Origin of the sequence: Propionicimonas paludicola (assembly GCF_002563675.1) — a bacterium.
In the GTDB taxonomy this organism is placed as follows: domain Bacteria; phylum Actinomycetota; class Actinomycetes; order Propionibacteriales; family Propionibacteriaceae; genus Propionicimonas; species Propionicimonas paludicola.
The window spans coordinates 2690342-2706936 of the sequence record NZ_PDJC01000001.1; the positions used below are offsets into that span (position 1 = coordinate 2690342).

Annotated in this window: 14 protein-coding genes and 1 pseudogene; 11 read left to right on the forward strand and 4 right to left on the reverse strand. The window is 67.9% G+C overall.

From position 1 onward, the window contains the following. Positions 1-39: 39 nt before the first annotated feature. Positions 40-681: an aminodeoxychorismate/anthranilate synthase component II gene (locus tag ATK74_RS12540; protein WP_169923847.1), complete on the reverse strand. Its 642-nt coding sequence runs from the start codon at positions 679-681 to the stop codon at positions 40-42. 82 nt (positions 682-763) lie between these two features. Between ATK74_RS12540 and ATK74_RS12545 the strand changes: the two genes are divergently transcribed. Beyond that, positions 764-1060 (forward strand): cell division protein CrgA, encoded by a 297-nt coding sequence (locus ATK74_RS12545; protein WP_098461356.1) that lies wholly within the window; start codon positions 764-766, stop codon positions 1058-1060. 115 nt (positions 1061-1175) lie between these two features. Here ATK74_RS12545 and lysS read toward each other — a convergent pair whose 3' ends face one another. Further along, complete coding sequence (gene lysS, locus ATK74_RS12550) at positions 1176-2687, reverse strand: lysine--tRNA ligase (protein ID WP_098461357.1); 1512 nt, start codon at positions 2685-2687, stop codon at positions 1176-1178. Positions 2688-2824: 137 nt separating this feature from the next. Here lysS and ATK74_RS15455 point away from each other — a divergent pair, with 137 nt between their 5' ends. The 6 genes from ATK74_RS15455 (at position 2825) to ATK74_RS12580 (ending at position 9332) form a co-directional block, all read left to right on the forward strand. Continuing rightward, positions 2825-2971, forward strand: a complete 147-nt coding sequence (locus ATK74_RS15455; protein WP_169923848.1) for a hypothetical protein — start codon at positions 2825-2827, stop codon at positions 2969-2971. 28 nt (positions 2972-2999) lie between these two features. Continuing rightward, a complete protein-coding gene (locus ATK74_RS12560) occupies positions 3000-3587 on the forward strand; it encodes a TetR/AcrR family transcriptional regulator (RefSeq protein ID WP_143483671.1) in 588 nt (195 codons plus the stop codon). Beyond that, positions 3584-5314 (forward strand): ABC transporter ATP-binding protein, encoded by a 1731-nt coding sequence (locus tag ATK74_RS12565; protein ID WP_098461360.1) that lies wholly within the window; start codon positions 3584-3586, stop codon positions 5312-5314. Before ATK74_RS12560 ends, ATK74_RS12565 begins: the two co-directional genes overlap by 4 nt. Beyond that, entirely contained in the window at positions 5311-7188 is a 1878-nt protein-coding gene (locus ATK74_RS12570; RefSeq protein WP_098461361.1) for an ABC transporter ATP-binding protein, read from the forward strand. Before ATK74_RS12565 ends, ATK74_RS12570 begins: the two co-directional genes overlap by 4 nt. Positions 7189-7367: 179 nt before the next feature. Next, positions 7368-8066: a hypothetical protein gene (locus tag ATK74_RS12575; protein WP_143483672.1), complete on the forward strand. Its 699-nt coding sequence runs from the start codon at positions 7368-7370 to the stop codon at positions 8064-8066. Between the two features lie 171 nt (positions 8067-8237). Further along, positions 8238-9332 carry a MerR family transcriptional regulator gene (locus ATK74_RS12580; RefSeq protein WP_098461363.1) on the forward strand — a complete coding sequence of 365 codons (1095 nt, stop codon included), beginning with the start codon at positions 8238-8240 and terminating at the stop codon, positions 9330-9332. A 238-nt stretch (positions 9333-9570) separates the two neighbouring features. On the opposite strand, the gene ATK74_RS12585 is transcribed toward ATK74_RS12580, so the two are convergent. Further along, on the reverse strand, positions 9571-10137 hold the full coding sequence (locus ATK74_RS12585) for a DUF421 domain-containing protein (RefSeq protein ID WP_098461364.1): 567 nt from the start codon (positions 10135-10137) through the stop codon (positions 9571-9573). 50 nt (positions 10138-10187) lie between these two features. After that, entirely contained in the window at positions 10188-10517 is a 330-nt protein-coding gene (locus ATK74_RS12590; protein WP_098461365.1) for a BlaI/MecI/CopY family transcriptional regulator, read from the reverse strand. 58 nt (positions 10518-10575) lie between these two features. Here ATK74_RS12590 and ATK74_RS12595 point away from each other — a divergent pair, with 58 nt between their 5' ends. The 4 genes and pseudogenes from ATK74_RS12595 (at position 10576) to cydC (ending at position 16526) form a co-directional block, all read left to right on the forward strand. Next, positions 10576-12060 carry a cytochrome ubiquinol oxidase subunit I gene (locus ATK74_RS12595; protein WP_098461366.1) on the forward strand — a complete coding sequence of 495 codons (1485 nt, stop codon included), beginning with the start codon at positions 10576-10578 and terminating at the stop codon, positions 12058-12060. Between the two features lie 12 nt (positions 12061-12072). Continuing rightward, positions 12073-13131: a cytochrome d ubiquinol oxidase subunit II gene (gene cydB / locus ATK74_RS12600; protein ID WP_098461367.1), complete on the forward strand. Its 1059-nt coding sequence runs from the start codon at positions 12073-12075 to the stop codon at positions 13129-13131. After that, positions 13131-14768: pseudogene (gene cydD, locus ATK74_RS15750) on the forward strand (thiol reductant ABC exporter subunit CydD); the annotation flags it as partial. The gene cydB and the pseudogene cydD, both read left to right, overlap by 1 nt. Positions 14769-14876: 108 nt before the next feature. Further along, the gene (gene cydC / locus ATK74_RS15755) at positions 14877-16526 is read left to right on the forward strand and encodes a thiol reductant ABC exporter subunit CydC (RefSeq protein WP_211283460.1); all 1650 of its coding nucleotides are present in this window, start codon (positions 14877-14879) and stop codon (positions 16524-16526) included. Positions 16527-16595: the final 69 nt, after the last annotated feature.

The following is a 16595-nucleotide window of genomic DNA, read 5'->3' on the forward strand; positions in this document are numbered from 1 at the left end:
TTTCGCGTTGTCCGATCAGACTGTCGGCTGCGGTGCGGCTCAGCCCTGGTCGCGCAGGGCCATCAACGGGGTCAGCCCCACGGCACGGCTGGGCGCCTCGGCGTCCCCACAGGCCACCAGCCAGTTCGCGAGCATCTGGTAGCCACCTTCGGTGAGCACCGACTCAGGGTGGAACTGGACGCTCTCGATCGGCAAGCTCTTGTGCCGCACGGCCATGATCACCCCCGAGTCGGTGGACGCGCTGACCTCCAGGTCGTCCGGGACGGTCGCCGGATCCAGGGCCAGCGAGTGGTAGCGAGTGGCCGTGAACGGGTTCGGCAGCCCGGCGAAGACGCCCTTGCCGTCGTGATGGACCAGCGAGGTCTTGCCGTGCAGCAACTCGGGAGCGCGGTTGACCACCCCGCCGAATGCCACCGACATCGACTGCAGTCCCAGGCAGACACCGAAGATCGGGATCCGTCCGCCCTGGTTGCGAACGACGTCAATGCAGACCCCGGCCTCCTCTGGGGTTCCCGGGCCGGGCGAGAGCAGGATCCCGTCGAATCCGTCCGCCCAGGAAGGGTCGGCAAACCGCGGGTCGTCGTTGCGCCAGACCTCGGTCTCGGCCCCGAGCTGCCCCAGGTAGCCGACCAGGTTGTAGACGAACGAGTCGTAGTTGTCGATCACCAGGATCCGTGCCATGTCCCCCATTGTCGCCCACCAACACGGTCGGCCGATCTCGGTTATCCTTTTCAGACGTCCATGCACGTCATGAGGAGTTCAGGTGCCGGAGTCGAAGGTTCGCAAGGCTGCAGCCGAAAAGAAGAAGCTCACCGACCGTTCGGTCGCGACTGAGGCCGAGAAGCGCGATTCGGTAGCCGCCCCCGGCAGCCGCGCCTGGGTGGTGCCGACCTTCATCACCGTCGGTCTGCTCGGCGTCCTGTGGCTGGTCGTCTTCTACATCACCAACGCCGTCGGCATCACCATTCCGGTGTTCAGTGACGTCCTCGGCTCCTGGAATGTGGCGATCGGAATGGTCCTGATGGCCGCTTCGTTCGCCCTCGCCACTCTCTGGAAGTAGCCCCACAGACAGGGGGGACAATCCCCTTTCTGTGCCCTACTGGAGGCAGTTCCGGCGGCACGAGTGCGTCCCCCGAACCGATGGACGGGTTCGCCCCCGTCCAGGCGGACGGAACTCAGCTCTGCGGCTTGAGTAGCGGGAACAGGATCGTCTCGCGGATGCCGGCACCGGTGAGCAGCATGATCAGCCGGTCCATGCCCAGCCCGAGGCCACCCATCGGCGGTGCCCCGAACTCGAGTGCGGCCAGGAAGTCCTCGTCCAGCTGCATGGCCTCCACGTCTCCGGCAGCGGCCTTCAGTGACTGGGCGACCAGCCGCTCGCGCTGAATGACCGGGTCGATCAGCTCGGAGAAGCCGGTGCCGCGCTCGACGCCACCGATGATCAGATCCCAGGCTTCGATCAGGTTCGGGTCGCTGCGGTGCGGACGGGCCAGCGGCTGCGCGATCGGCGGGTAGTCACACACGAAGGTCGGCTGGATCAGATCGGGCTCGACCAGCTCGCCGAACAGCTCCATGATCAGCTTCTGGGCCGGCCAGGCAGGATCGAACGGCACCTCGTGGGCGGTCGCGATCTCCCGCAGCCGCTCGGCCGGAGTCTCCGGAGTGATGTCCTCGCCCAGCTTTGCCGCCAGGGTCGGGTAGACCGGCTTCCACTCCCAGTCGCCGTCCAGGTTGATCTCGCCGGCTTCGGTCTGGATCACCCGGGTGCCCAGGGCGGCGTCCGCGGCGTTCTGGATCAGCTTCTTGATCAGCTCGGCGATGCTGAACTGATCACCCCAGGCCTGGTAGGCCTCGAGCATGGTGAACTCGGCCGAGTGCGAGGAGTCGATGCCCTCGTTGCGGAAGATCCGTCCGATCTCGTAGACCCGATCGGCGCCACCGACCATGGCCCGCTTCAGGTACAGCTCGAGCGCGATCCGCAGCGTCATGTCGATGTCGAAGGCGTTCAGGTGGGTGTTGAACGGGCGCGCAGCCGCCCCGCCGTGGATCAGCTGCAGCACCGGGGTCTCGAGCTCCAGGTAGCCGTCGGCGTACAGGGTCTCCCGGATGCTGCGGGTCACCGCAGCACGCAGCCGGACCATGTCGCGGGCCTCCGGCCGGGCCACCAGGTCGGCGTAGCGCTGCCGGACCCGGGTCTCCTCACCGAGTTCCTTGTGCAGGGTCGGCAGCGGACGCAGGGCCTTACTAGCCAGCACCCAGTCGGTGGCCAGCACACTCAGCTCACCGCGCTTGGACGAGATCACCCGGCCGGTCACGGAGACGAAGTCACCCAGGTCGATCTGCGCCTTCCAGGCTTCCAGCGACTCCTCGCCGACCTCGGCCAGGGACAGCATCACCTGCAGTCGGGTGCCGGACTCGTCCAGCGTGAAGCCGTCCTGGATGGTCGCGAAGCAGAGCTTGCCGGTGTTGCGGATGAACACCACTCGGCCCGAGACGCTGACCACGTCGGTGGTCTCCTCGCCGGCGGTCAGGTGGCCCCAACCGGCATGGACGGCGGCGGCGCTGTGCGTCCGCGGCACCGTGATCGGGTAGGCCTCGCCACCGTCGGCAATCAGCTGGGCGCGCTTATCGTGCCGGACCTGCTCCTGCTCGGTCAGGGACGGGTTCACAGCTGGCGTCTGGTTCACGGCGCCTAGGCTACCGATTCCGGCCCTGGGTTGCCGCGCCCCGGCGAGCAGACGGACGTCACCCCGGTTCGCGCTACCGACTGCAACTCTTGCTGCCGAAAGATCGGCAGCAAGAGTTGCAGTCGGTAGCCGGAACCGTGGAGGTGGGGCGGGATCAGCAAGAGGACCGCAGCCTGGTGCCGTCCGGCGCGGCCAGCGATGAGCTGCTCGCGACGAGCCTGCCGATCGGACGTCACGGCGACCGGACCGGCCAGATCAGCAATGTGGTCCCCTCGGTTGCATGAGTGAGTGCTCACTCACTACTCTGGGCACGTGAGCAGAGCAACCCCGATGAGCCCGGACGAACGACGCCGGGCGATCATCGAGGCGACCTTGCCGCTGCTGATCGCCAACGGCCCCGAACTCAGCACCAAGGAGATCGCCAAGGCCGCCGGGATCGCCGAAGGGACGATCTTCCGAGTCTTCGAGACCAAGGCTGAACTCGTCCACGCCACCCTCGACGCAGCGCTGGCGCCCACCGAGGCCATGGACGCGCTCGCCGCGCTCCCCGACGGCCAGCCACTGACCGACCGGCTGGCCGCCATCATTCAGATCGTCTCGGACGAGATCGCCCGCACCCGCTCGCTGTTCGCGGCGGTGTTCGGGTCCCGTCCGCATGAAGGTCCGCCGAAGCCGACCAATCACCGGCCACACACCGACCGGCTTCGGATCATCCGCACGGGCCTCGCTGATGCGCTGGCTCCCTACACCGATCAGCTCAGCGCCTCGATTGAGCGCACCAGCCAGCTGATCGTCGCAGTGTCGGTGGCTGGCCGTATGTTCAGCACCGATCACCAGCTCGAAGATCCGGCCGAGTGGGCCGAGCTCCTCGCCCACGGAATCGCCAAAGGAAAGCAATGATCCGACTTCTGCGACGCTACCTGCGTCCGTACACCCCGCTGCTGATCGGCGTGGTGGTCCTCCAACTCGTGCAGGCCCTGGCCGCACTTTTCCTGCCCAGCCTCAACGCGTCCATCATCGACAACGGCGTAGCCAAGAACAACATCGGCTACATCTGGCAGCTCGGTGGAGTGATGCTGGCGGTCTCGCTGGTCCAGATCGCCGCCCAGATCGGTGCCACGTGGTTCGGCTCGCGCTCGGCCATGAGCTTCGGACGCGACCTCCGCCAAGCCATCTTCGACAAGGCGATCAGCTTCTCCTCCCGAGAGATGAACACCTTCGGCGCCCCGACCCTGATCACCCGCAACACCAATGACGTCCAGCAAGTGCAGATGCTGGTGCTGATGACCGCCACCATGATCATCGGCGCCCCGCTGATGATGATCGGCGGCATCGTGATGGCGCTGCGCGAGGACGTCGGGCTGAGCTGGCTGATCGTGGTGGCCGTGGTCGTGCTGGCCACCATCATCGGCGCGATCATCACCCAGGTGATGCCGCTGTTCAAGGTGATGCAGGTCCGGGTGGACGCCCTGAACCGGGTGCTCCGCGAGCAGATCTCCGGCCTGCGGGTGGTCCGCGCCTTCGTCCGCGAGGCCACCGAGGCGGCCCGCTTCGATCGCGCCAATGCCGACCTGGCCGAGACCGCGACCGCGGTCGGACGCCGGATGATGACCCTGTTCCCGGCCGTCTTCGCGGTGATGAACTTCTCCTCGATCGCGGTGGTCTGGTTCGCCGGTTCCCGGATCGAGGACGGTTACCTGCAGGTCGGCCAGCTGACCGCCTATCTGGCCTACCTGGCCCAGATTCTGATGAGCGTGATGATGTCGACAATGATGCTGATGATCGCGCCGCGCGCCGCAGTCTCGGCTGGACGGATCAACGAGGTGCTCGACTCCGAGTCCTCGGTGGTGCCGCCCGAGAACCCGGTCACGACGCTCAGCCGCTACGGCGAGATCACCTTCGATCGGGTCGGCTTCAGCTACCCGGGCGCCGAGTCGCCGGTGCTATCCGAGATCAGCTTCGCGGTTCGTCCGGGCAAGACGACGGCCATCATCGGCTCGACCGGTTCCGGCAAGACCACCCTGGTGAACCTGATCCCCCGGCTGTTCGACGCCACCGAGGGCTCGGTGACCGTGGACGGAGTGAACGTCCGCGATCTCGAGCCGGATCTGCTGTGGAGCCGAATCGGCTTGGTGCCACAGCGTCCCTACCTGTTCAGCGGGACGGTCGCGTCCAACCTGCGGCTGGGCAACCCGGACGCCGATGACGCCGAACTGTGGCGAGCCCTGGAGATCGCGCAGGCCGCCGACTTCGTCCGAGCCATGCCCGACCAGCTGGAGGCCCCGATCTCCCAGGGCGGCACCAACGTCTCCGGCGGCCAACGACAACGGCTGGCCATCGCCCGAGCCCTGGTCAGACGTCCGGAGGTGTACGTCTTCGATGACTCGTTCAGCGCTCTGGACGTCGCCACGGACGCCGCCCTGCGCGCCGCCCTGGCCGAGGAGACCGATCAGGCCGCCGTGGTCGTGGTGGCCCAGCGGGTCTCCACCATCCGCAGCGCCGATCAGATCATCGTCCTCGACGACGGTCAGATCGTCGGGATCGGCACCCATGACGAGCTTCTGGTCAGCTGCCCGACCTACGCCGAGATCGTCGAATCCCAGTTCCGCAGCGAGGAGGCGGCATGAGCCAGCAGAACAGCCCCAAGCCGGCGGCCAACGCCCGTCCCAAGTACGGCCCGCCCACCCGTGGCGGTGGCCCGATGCACCAAGGCGGCAGCGGCGAGAAGGCCGTGAACTTCATTCCGTCGCTGCGCCGGCTGGCCGGAGAGCTCGGCCCTGAGCTGCGCTGGATCGCGGTCGTCGTCCTGATGACCGTGGTCGGCACAGTGGCCAACTCGGTGGGCCCGGCCATCCTCGGCAACGCGACCGACCTGATCTACAACGCCAAGGTGATCCAGAACCGGCCGATCGACTTCGCCGCAGTGGCCCAGGTGTTGCTGAGCGCGGCCGTGGTCTACCTGATCTACTTCCTGCTGTCCTGGTCCGCGGCCTGGATGATCAATGGCATCGTCCAGCGCTCGATCTACCGGATCCGGCAGAAGGTCTCCGACAAGCTGACCCGGCTGCCGCTGAAGTACTTCGACGGCCAGCCCCGCGGCGAACTGCTGAGCCGGGTCACCAACGACGTCGACAACATCTCTCAGACAATGCAGCAGACCCTGTCGCAGATCCTGACCAACCTGTTCACCCTGATCGGGGTGCTGGTGATGATGTTCTACGTCTCCTGGGTCCTGGCCCTGGTGGCGCTGGTCTCGATCCCGATCGCCATGGTGGTGACCATGGTGATCGGCAAGCGTTCGCAGAAGCTGTTCGCCAAGACCTGGAAGTCCACCGGCGAACTGAACTCACAGATCGAAGAGGCCTACACCGGCCACGACCTGGTCAAGGTCTTCGGACGGCGCCGCGAGATCGCCGAGCAGTTCCGAGTGAAGAACGCGGAGCTGTTCACGGCATCCTTCGGGGCCCAGTTCATCTCCGGGATCATCATGCCGGTGATGTTCTTCGTGGGGAACCTGAACTACGTGGTGATTGCCGTTGTCGGCGGCCTGTTGGTGGCCGGTGGCGGGCTCGGCATCGGCTCGGTGCAGGCGTTCATCCAGTACAGCCGGATGTTCACCCAGCCGATCACCTCGCTGGCCTCGATGGCCAACCTGCTGCAGTCGGGCGTTGCCTCGGCCGAGCGGGTCTTCGAGGTGCTGGACGCCGAGGAGGAGCCGGCCGATGCGTCCGGCGCGCTGCCCGAGCCGGTCCGAGGCCGGGTCGCCTTCGAGGACGTCTCCTTCAGCTACAACCCGGAGCGTCCGCTGATCACCGACCTGAACCTGGTCGCCGAGCCGGGCTCGACGGTCGCCATCGTCGGGCCGACCGGAGCCGGGAAGACCACCTTGGTGAACCTGATTCTGCGGTTCTACGACCTGGGGTCGGGCCGGATCACCCTGGACGGTGCCGACATCACCAGCGTGCCGCGCAAGGTGCTGCGCAGTGAGATCGGCATGGTCCTGCAGGACGCCTGGCTGTTCGGTGGGACGATCCGCGACAACATCGCCTACGGCCGAGACGGCGCCACCGAGGAGGAGATCCTGGCTGCGGCCAAGGCCACCTACGTGGATCGCTTCGTCCGCTCGTTGCCGATGGGCTACGACACGGTGATCGACGACGAGGCGTCCAACCTGTCGGCTGGTGAGAAGCAGCTGATCACGATCGCGCGGGCATTCCTCTCCGACCCGTCGATCCTGATCCTGGACGAGGCGACCAGCTCGGTCGACACCCGCACCGAGTTGCTGGTGCAGCGGGCCATGAAGAAGCTGCGCACCGACCGCACCTCTTTCGTGATCGCGCACCGGCTCTCGACCATTCGGGACGCCGACGTGATCCTGGTGATGGAGGACGGGGCCATCGTCGAGCAGGGCAACCACGATCAGCTGCTCGCCGCCCGTGGCGCCTACCACCGGCTCTACCAGGCGCAGTTCGCTGCGGCGGCCGCCGAGGACGCCGCCTGACCCTCGCCTACGTCGCCGTCCGCTCGCGGGCGGCGACGTAGGCTGGTGAGGCACGGACGGAGGCCGCCACGGACGCAATCACGCCGTATCTGCTGGCGACCTTTGGTGCGTCCGTCGGCTACGCAGTGGCGACGATCCTGCAGGCAATCGGCAGCCGACGCGCCACCGGCCTGAAGGCTATGCTGCAACCACTGGTGCTGATCGGCGTGGCTATCGACGGAGCCTCGTTCCTGCTGAGCCTGGTGGCCTACGCCCGGCTGCCGCTGTTTCTGGTCCAGACGATCATCGCGGCCTCCGTGGCGGTCGTGGTCGTACTGGCCGTCCCCTTCCTCAACGTACGGCTGCGCTGGTCGGACGCCGCCGCGGTCCTCTGCGTACTGGCCGGCCTGATCGGGTTGGCGCTGCTCGGGACGGACCAGCCGGCCGTGGCCCCGCCCCCGGGCTTCCTCGCCGCGACGGCCAGCTCACTGGTCGCGCTGATCGTCGTCCTCACTGTCTGGTATCGGCGTGGACCCGCCTGGCTGTTCGGGACGATCAGCGCCCTGGCCTACGCCGGCGTTGCCATCGCTGCTCGTGGAACCGACGATGCCGGCGGGTTGCTCCAGATGCTCTGCCAACCTCTGGCCATCGTCATCGTCGGGTTCGGAGTCGTCGCCTTCACCGCCTACATCCGCGCACTGGAGGTGGGGCCGGTGGCGCTGGCCGCTTCCCTGGTCGCCGTGATCGAGGTGGTCGTGCCGGCGGTCATCGGGGTGGCACTGTTCGGCGACACCCTCGCACCCGGGCTGGTACTGCCCGCGGCGGCGTCCGTCGTGATCGCGTTGGGCGGCTGCATCGCGCTCGGCTTCAGCCCGGCGACGCGAGCGGCCAGCGGCTGACCGCGCCGACCAGGCTTCGGCCCCCGAGCATGTCACCTCGGCGGGAAGACGTGACGTGATTTGCCGCCTCGATCGCCGCACTGACACCTCCGAACCGCCGCCACGTCATCGAGCCGGCAAATCGCATCACGCCCTGGCCCTGCGTCACTGATCGCTGGTTAGGCTGATCGGGTGGCACGCAGCTGGCGGATCGGCGAGGTGGCTGAGCGCACCGGCCTGACCCGGCGCACCCTTCGCCACTACGACGAACTCGGCTTGCTGGTGCCGGCCGAGCGCAGCTGGGGCAACTACCGGCTCTACTCCAGCGACGACCTGCTGCGCCTGCTGCAGATCCAGAACCTGAAGGCGCTCGGGCTGAGCCTGGCCGAGATCGCTGACGTACTGGCCGACCCGAGCCTGGATGCCGCCTCCGCATTGGCCGGACATCTGGCTCACCTGGAGGCCCGGATCGCGGCCGAGCAGCGACTGGCCGGACGCCTGCGTCGGCTGGCTGAAGCTGATGAGCCCAGCTGGGACGATGTCTTGGACGCGATCGCGCTGAGCCAGCTGCAGACCCACGGCGATCCGATGGTTCGGCTGCGGGCCGCGCTCACCCCGTCCGCTCGGGCGACGGACGAGCTGGTCGAGTCCCTCCTCACCGAGCCCGATCCGGCGGTCCGGGAGACTCTGATCTGGGCGCTGGCGCAGCGACCCGACGGCGCCGCGGCAACCCTGGCCGCGCTGGGGACGGCCCCTGCCGGCTCACGCGGTCTACTGATCCGCGCCCTGGCCAAGACCGGCTCTCCGCTGGCCGGAGCGGTCTTGATCTCCGCGCTGGACGATGCGGACGAGAGCGTGGCCCGCGCTGCGGCGGACGCCCTCGGCCGGCTCAGCGATGCTGAAGCGGCCGGCCCATTGGCCGCCCGACTCGGCACCGGACGGATCCCCGATGATGCCCTGCTCGACGCCCTGGTCAGCATCGGTGCACCGGCCGCCGATCCTCTGATCACTGCCCTGGAGACGGCACCGTCCGCCGGTCGCGAGACCGCGGCCGAGGCACTGGCTCGGGTGGCCGGCCGGCTCGAGCCGGCAGCGGCGGCGTCCGCGGTGACAGCATTGGCGGCCCGCCTGGCCGAGGGCGACCCGGACCTGCGAGTCGCGGCGGCCATGGCCCTGGCCGAGTACGGCGAGCCCGGACGGGCGGTGCTGGCTGCGAGTGCAGCCGACCTGTCGCTGGGCCACCCCCAGTTGGCGATTCTGTTGCGCCGCCTACTCAGCACACCCTGAATGACCGATAACCGTCCCGGCCTGGCCGGAAGCTGCCCCTAGGGCATCGGATGGATTTCTCCCGCGGTCCGAAAGAGAACCTCAGCGAGGCCCGCCAAGGAGTTCGCCATCACCGATCAGCAAACGTAAATGGGTGCCCAGAAAAGGCGGAAATAGGAGAGTTTCGGCGACGAGTTACCTTCTCAACCACCCAATGGGCGGACCGGGGCGGGGTGACGGAGTAGCAGCGAGCGCGGTCCTACGTACGCTGCGCCAGCAGCCTACGCAATTCTTCTACTGCAGCTTCAAGATCATCTCTGGTTGCAGGCCGCGCACCGGGATTCAGATCGATCAGAATCTCGCCCTCGGGCTCCAGAGTAGCTCGTTCCACAGCCGCCGGACCGTCCGACCCCTGCCGGCGCAGGGCGATCTCCAACTCGCTGCGACTGACCCCCATCCGGCGTAGCTCGGCCTCATCCACCTGACCGCCTCGGACGAGCTCGGACGGCCCACCGATGAACAGCCGCCGCCCCCGGTCCGAACTCTCGATTACCCGGTCGGCCAGTGCATTGAACCCGACCAGCACCACGGCCCCGATCAGGCCGCCCAAGACGGAGTTGTCCGGCCCGATGATGGCGTTCTGCACCACATTGGACAGGAGCAACACCACCACCAGGTCCAGCGAGTTCATCTGAGCCAGCAGCCGCTTGCCGGCCACCCGGAGCAGGGCGGCGATCCCGAGGTAGACCACCACGGTCCGTAAAACCTTCTCCCACAAGGAGATATCGATGCTCACGAAGGGCAAGAGCCAATCTGGAAGGGTCATGATTCAACGCTAGCCAGGCTCTACCGCACCCGGACGAGGCTCGCCCGGAATCAGGCCTCGGCATTCCCGATGGGCCGGCTCACCAGCAGCGCCAGCAGCGTTCGCCGCTCCGCCTCGGCCAGCGGCTCCATCAGTGCAGCGACCCGCCTGGCCACCTCGTCCACTCGGCTGCGGGCCGGTCGATAGAGCCAAGCCCGCCCGTCCAGCGTGCGCAGCACATTGCCCTTCTTGGCCAGCCGGTCCAAGACGGTGAGGACGGTGGTGTAGGCCAGCGTCCGGTCGGCGGCCAGCTGCTCGTGCACCTCGCGCACCGAAAGCGGCGACGAGTGAGACCACAGGATCTCCATCACCGCCTGCTCCAGCTCGCCCGATGTGGCCATGACGCACATGCTAAAGCCCTCATTGCGGACTACGACAGTGGGTAGTAGATTGCCCGCCATGAGCCCGGAAACCCTTGCCAGATGGCAATTCGGTATCACCACTGTGTACCACTTCTTCTTTGTGCCGATCACCATTGCACTGTCGCTCTTGGTGGCTGTCATGCAGACGATCTGGGTACGCACCGGTGCCGAGAAAATGCTTCAGTTGACCAAGTTCTTCGGGAAGCTATTCCTGATCAACTTCGCCATGGGTGTGGTCACTGGAATCGTTCAGGAATTCCAGTTCGGCATGAACTGGAGCGAGTACTCACGGTTCGTCGGTGACATCTTCGGAGCCCCCTTGGCCCTGGAGGCCCTGCTGGCCTTCTTCCTTGAGTCCGTCTTCCTCGGCATCTGGATCTTCGGGTGGGATCGCCTCCCGAAGAAGGTCCACCTCGCCACGATCTGGCTGGCGGCCATCGGCACCATGATCTCGGCCATCTTCATCCTGGCCGCGAACTCGTGGATGCAGAACCCGGTCGGCGCCAAGTTCAACCCGGCCACTGACCGGGCCGAGATGACCGACCTGCTGGCCGTCCTGACCAACCCGGTGAACCTGATCACCCTGCCGCACGTGCTGGTGGCGGCCTACCTCACCGCAGGCGGCCTGATCCTCGGTGTGGCCGGCTGGCATCTGGCCAAGCTCGGACGCTCTGGCGACCTGTCCGGCAAGCAGCTCGATCAGCGTGCCGCCTGGACCTGGGCCACCAAGTTCGGCGCCTGGGTGATGATCGTGGCCGGCGTCCTCTCGATCGCCACCGGCGACATCCAGGGCAAGATCGTGACCGCCGAGCAGCCCGCCAAGATGGCCGCGGCCGAAGGGCTGTGCGAGACCACCAAGGGAGCCGGCTTCTCGATCGTCGCTTTCGGCATCGACTGCAGCAAGCCCGGCTCGGGCTTCGCCGTGACCGTCCCGGGGGTCTTCTCTTACCTCGGCAAGGGCGACGTCAACGCAGAGATGCAGGGCATCAACGACCTGAACAAGCAGTACGCCGCGCAGGGCTTCGGCACCACTGAGCTGCAGCTGCAGGCCAAGGATCGGCTGACCCAGGCCGGCGTCACCGACTTCGCCCCGTCCATCCCGGTGACCTTCTGGTCCTTCCGAATGATGATCGCGCTGGGTGGCATCGGGATCCTGATCGGGCTGTGGGCGCTGCTGGCCACCCGCAAGGGACGCCTGCCCAAGGGCGGCAAGCTCTGGACCGCAGCCATGATCGCGGCCCCGCTGGCACCGCTGTTCGCCAACTCCTTCGGCTGGATCATGGCCGAGATGGGGCGTCAGCCGTTCATCGTCTACGGCGTGCTTCCGGTATCGGCGGCATGGTCCCCCGGAGTGTCGGCCTTCGAGGTCGGGCTCACCATGGTGCTCTACACAGTGATCTACGGCGCCCTGGCGGTCGTCGAGGTCCGGCTGCTGCTGCACTACATCAAGCTCGGGTTGCCCGACGTCGAGGAGCCCAAGGTGCTCACCGATGACGACGCCCCGTTGTCCTTCGCGTACTGAGAGGTCTGAGAAATGGTTGATGTAACAGTCCTGCAGACGCTTTGGTTCATCCTGATCGCGGTCTTGTGGATCGGCTACCTGGTCCTCGAAGGCTTCGACTACGGCGTCGCCATGCTGATCCCGTTCCTGGGCAAGAACGACAAGGAACGTCGGGTCATGGTCAACACCGTGGGTCCGGTCTGGGACGGTAACGAGGTCTGGCTGCTCACCGCTGGTGGCGCCACCTTCGCGGCCTTCCCGGCCTGGTACGCCACGCTGTTTTCCGGGCTCTACCTGCCGCTGTTCCTGGTGCTGGTCGGCCTGATCATCCGCGGCGTGTCCTTCGAGTACCGCAGCAAGCACCCGGACTCGCAGTGGCGTCGCACCTTCGACTGGATGGCGGCCACCGGCTCGTTCCTGGTCAGCCTGGTCTTCGGAGTCGGCTTCGCCAACTTCATCCTGGGCCTGCCGGTGGCAGCCGATGCCAAGCTGACCAGCCTGTTCGTCCTCGAGCCGCGGCCGTACTTCTGGCAGCTGTTCAGCCCGTTCGGTCTGCTCGGCGGCGTGGTGCTGGTGGTGCTCTTCCTGTTCCACGGAGCGCTCTACCTGTCCCTGAAGACCCGTGGCGAGCTTCACGACCGGGCCAAGGCCTTCGCGTCCAAGGCTGGCCTGGTGGCCATCGTCGGTGGCGCAGCCTTCCTGGTCTGGCAGCAGTTCGTCCACCCGACCGGCTGGTTGGGCTGGGTGCTGCTGGTGCTGGCCGCCCTCGGCCTGGTGTCGGCGTGGTGGTTCAACAACGCCGGACGCGACGGGATCGCCTTCGTCTCCACGGCGGCGACCATCCTGTTCGTGGCCGTCGGGATCTTCACGGCGATGTGGCCGGGGCTCGGCTTCCGGGATGCTGCTGGCGCAGCGCTCTCGCCGCTGAACGTGGCGACGGCATCGTCCACCAGTTACACCCTCACCCTGATGACGGTCGCTGCGGTGATCTTCGTCCCGATCGTCCTGGCTTACACCAGCTGGACGTACTGGGTGTTCCGGCGTCGACTCAGCATCGAGAACATTCCCGATGAGGTAGCGGCCACTGCCTGATGGCAGGACCAATCGACCCGCGCCTACTGCGCAGAGCCTCGGCGACCAGGGGATACCTGGTCGCCGGGGTCGCAGTTGGCTCCGTAACAGCCATCCTGACTCTGGTTCAGGCATGGCTGTTGTCGTCTTCTATCGGAACCATCTTCGCCACCGGCCACGATGACCGGCTGTGGCTGGCCGCCCTGGCTCTGGCCGCGGTCTTCGCCGGACGGGCCGGCCTGGCCTGGCTGCACCAGTGGCTGGCCCACCGGACGTCCGCCGCGGTCAAGTCGCAGCTGCGCCGCGACATCATCGGCGCCCGGCTGGCCCACCCGATCGACTCGCCCGCCTCGACCGGCGGGCTGATCACCCTGGTCACCCAGGGTCTGGACGCTCTGGACGGCTACTTCAGCAAGTACCTGCCGCAGCTGATGCTGGCGGTCACCGTGCCGCTGATCATCGGGGTGGCCATCCTCACCTCCGACCTGCTTTCCGCGGTGATCGTGGCGGTCACCGTCCCGCTGATCCCGGTCTTCATGGCCCTGGTCGGCTGGACCACCGAGGCCCGCACCCAGCGCCGCTGGGCGATCCAGACCCGGCTGGCCCACCACTTCGCCGACCTGGTCACCGGCCTGCCCACGCTGCAGGTCTTCGGACGGGCCAAGGCCCAGGCCGAGGGACTGAAGCGGACCGAGGCTGCGCACGTCCGGGAGACCATGGGGACGCTGCGGATCTCGTTCCTGTCGGCCATGGTGCTGGAGCTGCTGGCCACCCTGAGCGTCGCGGTGATCGCCGTGGTGATCGGCTTCCGGGTGGTCTACGGCCACCTCGACCTGAGCACGGCCCTGTTCGTGCTGATCCTGGCTCCCGAGGCCTACCTGCCGATTCGCCAGGTGGGCGTCCACTACCACGACTCCGCGGACGGGGTGGCGGCCGCCGAGGCCGCCTTCGGCCTGATCGACGCGCATGCCACCGGCACCGCCGAGTCCTCGGTGAGTTCGGACGCCACCGCGCCCAGCCCGACCGCGCTACTCAGCGTCCGCGGCCTCACCCATACCTATCCCGGTGCCACTGCGCCGGCCCTGCTGCCGATCAGCTTCGACCTCGAGCCCGGCGAGCTGGTGGCCCTGTCCGGCAGCAGTGGCGGCGGCAAGACCACTCTGCTGAACGCCGTGCTGGGCTTCCTGACGCCGACTGCCGGCCAGCTCTACAGCGGCGGCCGCCCCCTGGAGCTGTCCGACTGGCGCTCCCGGATGGCCTACGTGGGCCAGTTCCCCGGCCTGGTGGTCGGCTCGGTGGCCGACAACGTCCGGCTCGGCGACCCGACAGCCAGTGACGATGCCGTGCGGGACGCGCTGGCCCGAGCCGGTGCCTCCGAACTGCCGCTGGACCAGGTGATTGGCGACCGGGCCGAAGGGGTGTCGGCGGGCGAGCGCCGCCGGATCGCCACCGCTCGCGCCCTGCTGCGGATCGATGCCGCCGGTGCCACGTCGGCTCGACTGCTGGTGCTCGACGAGCCCACCGCCGGTCTGGACGCCGACGCCGAAGCCGTCCTGCTGACCAGCTTGCGCGAGGCCGGAGTCGGCGTCCTGGTGGTCAGCCACCGGCCGGCCGTGCTGGCCGCCGCCGATCGAGTGATCGAGTTGGACGTCGCGGCTCCGGCCAACACCTCCGACGCCCCGACGCCGGTGCGGGCTGCTGCTTCGGCCGCGCCCCCCACGTCCGCGGCGGCCGGCTCAACCGCCGAGATCGACGACGTCAGTGCGCTGCCGGTGGACGACCGCCCGCTGCTGCGCCGCCTGCTCGATGCCGTCCCCGGCTCACGGAAGTGGCTGGCCCTGGCCGTCTTCCTGGCCTTCTGCGCGAGCGCCGCCTCGGTGGCGCTGATGTCGGTCTCGGCCTGGCTGCTGGCTTTCGCCGCCCTGCTGGTGCCGGTGCTGTTCCTGGAGGCACCGTCGGTGGCGGTGCGCTTCTTCGGCATCTCCCGCGGCGTGCTGCGCTACGTCGAGCGGCTCACCGGGCACAACATCGCGCTGCGACTGCAGTCGGCGCTACGGCTGGAGACCTACTCCCGGCTGGCCCGGACGACCCTGCTCGGCCGGCGTCGCGGCGACCTGCTGACCACGGTGATCGCCGATGTCGAGGCGATTCAGGACCTGATCGTCCGGGTCTGGATCCCGTTCGTGGCCTCATCACTGGTGATCCTGATCACCGGCCTCGCGATGGGTGTCATCTCACCTGGCTCCGGCTTGGTGCTACTGCTCAGTGCCGCGGCAGCCGGCCTGCTGGTGCCGTGGCTGGCTCAGCGGCTGTCAGCGAAGGCGGACGTGGCCATGGTCGGCCTGCGCGGCGATCTGGCGGACTCCGTCAACGAGATCGCCGAGGCCGCTCCCGATCTGGTCGCCTACAACGCGGCCGGCAGCTACACCGACAAGTTGCTGGCCGTCGATGAGCGGCTACGTCGCGCCGAGGCGCGCAGCACCTGGGTGCGCGGACTGGCCGTGGCCGGTCAGCTGCTTGCCGCCGGCACGGCCGTGATCGGCGCTCTGCTGATCGGGGCCGGCGAAGTGGCGTCCAACTCGATGGCACCGGGCCTGGTCGGCTGGATGCGCGACGTCGTCTTCATCCGGGTCCCCGACCCGCCGGCCGCCGCTCTGCAGACCACTCTGCTGGCGGTGCTGGTGCTGACTCCCCTGGCTCTGCATGAGGCCTTGTCGACGCTGGTGCAGTCGGCGCAGACCTACACCCGGGCCAAGGTGGCTCTGGGCCGGGTCGAGGAGCTGTTGGCTGCCGATCCGGTGGGCGCCGGAGACCTGCCGGCCGCCGGTGCACCGGTCGCCGATCCGGGGCTGGAGATCGTCGGGCTGGCCGCGGGCTGGCCCGGCCACGATCCGGTGGTGACCGGACTGAGTCTGGACGTCGAGCGCGGCCAGCGAGTGGCTCTGGTTGGGCCCTCCGGGGTCGGCAAGACCACCGTGGCCGCGACCGTGCTGGGCCTGATCCCGGCCATGGGCGGACGCGTGGACGTCCGCGGTCGGGTCGGGTACCTGGCCCAGGACGCTCACATCTTCTCGACCTCGATCGCCGAGAACGTCCGGATCGGCAACCGGGACGCCACCCCCGAACAGGTGAGCGCGGCGCTAACCCTGGCCGGACTGGGGCTCTCCCCCGACCGCCTGGTCGGCGAGACCGGCACCCAGCTCTCCGGCGGCGAGGCCCGCCGGGTGGCGCTGGCCCGGCTGCTGGTCGGCGACTACCAGGTGCTTGTCCTCGACGAGCCCACCGAGCACTTGGACGTCGAGACCGCCACCCAACTGATGGACGACATCTGGTCGGGCACCTCCGACTCGGCCGTCCTGGTGATCACCCACGACCCAGCCGTGGTGTCCCGCTGCGATCGGGTCGTCCACCTCTAGCCCGCAACCCCGGGGACGGTTCCTATTCCGTACCAACCCCTAGCCCGCCATATAGGCGACGGTTCCTCT

What these genes read in the sequence shown, in the direction of transcription:
- ATK74_RS12540 (WP_169923847.1), bottom strand. Translation starts at nt 681, where the DNA reads ATGGCACGGATCCTGGTGATCGACAACTACGACTCGTTCGTCTACAAC.
- ATK74_RS12565 (WP_098461360.1), top strand. Translation starts at nt 3,584, where the DNA reads ATGATCCGACTTCTGCGACGCTACCTGCGTCCGTACACCCCGCTGCTG.
- ATK74_RS12570 (WP_098461361.1), top strand. Translation starts at nt 5,311, where the DNA reads ATGAGCCAGCAGAACAGCCCCAAGCCGGCGGCCAACGCCCGTCCCAAG.
- ATK74_RS12575 (WP_143483672.1), top strand. Translation starts at nt 7,368, where the DNA reads ATGCTGCAACCACTGGTGCTGATCGGCGTGGCTATCGACGGAGCCTCG.
- ATK74_RS12585 (WP_098461364.1), bottom strand. Translation starts at nt 10,137, where the DNA reads ATGACCCTTCCAGATTGGCTCTTGCCCTTCGTGAGCATCGATATCTCC.
- ATK74_RS12590 (WP_098461365.1), bottom strand. Translation starts at nt 10,517, where the DNA reads ATGGCCACATCGGGCGAGCTGGAGCAGGCGGTGATGGAGATCCTGTGG.
- ATK74_RS12595 (WP_098461366.1), top strand. Translation starts at nt 10,576, where the DNA reads ATGAGCCCGGAAACCCTTGCCAGATGGCAATTCGGTATCACCACTGTG.
- cydB (WP_098461367.1), top strand. Translation starts at nt 12,073, where the DNA reads ATGGTTGATGTAACAGTCCTGCAGACGCTTTGGTTCATCCTGATCGCG.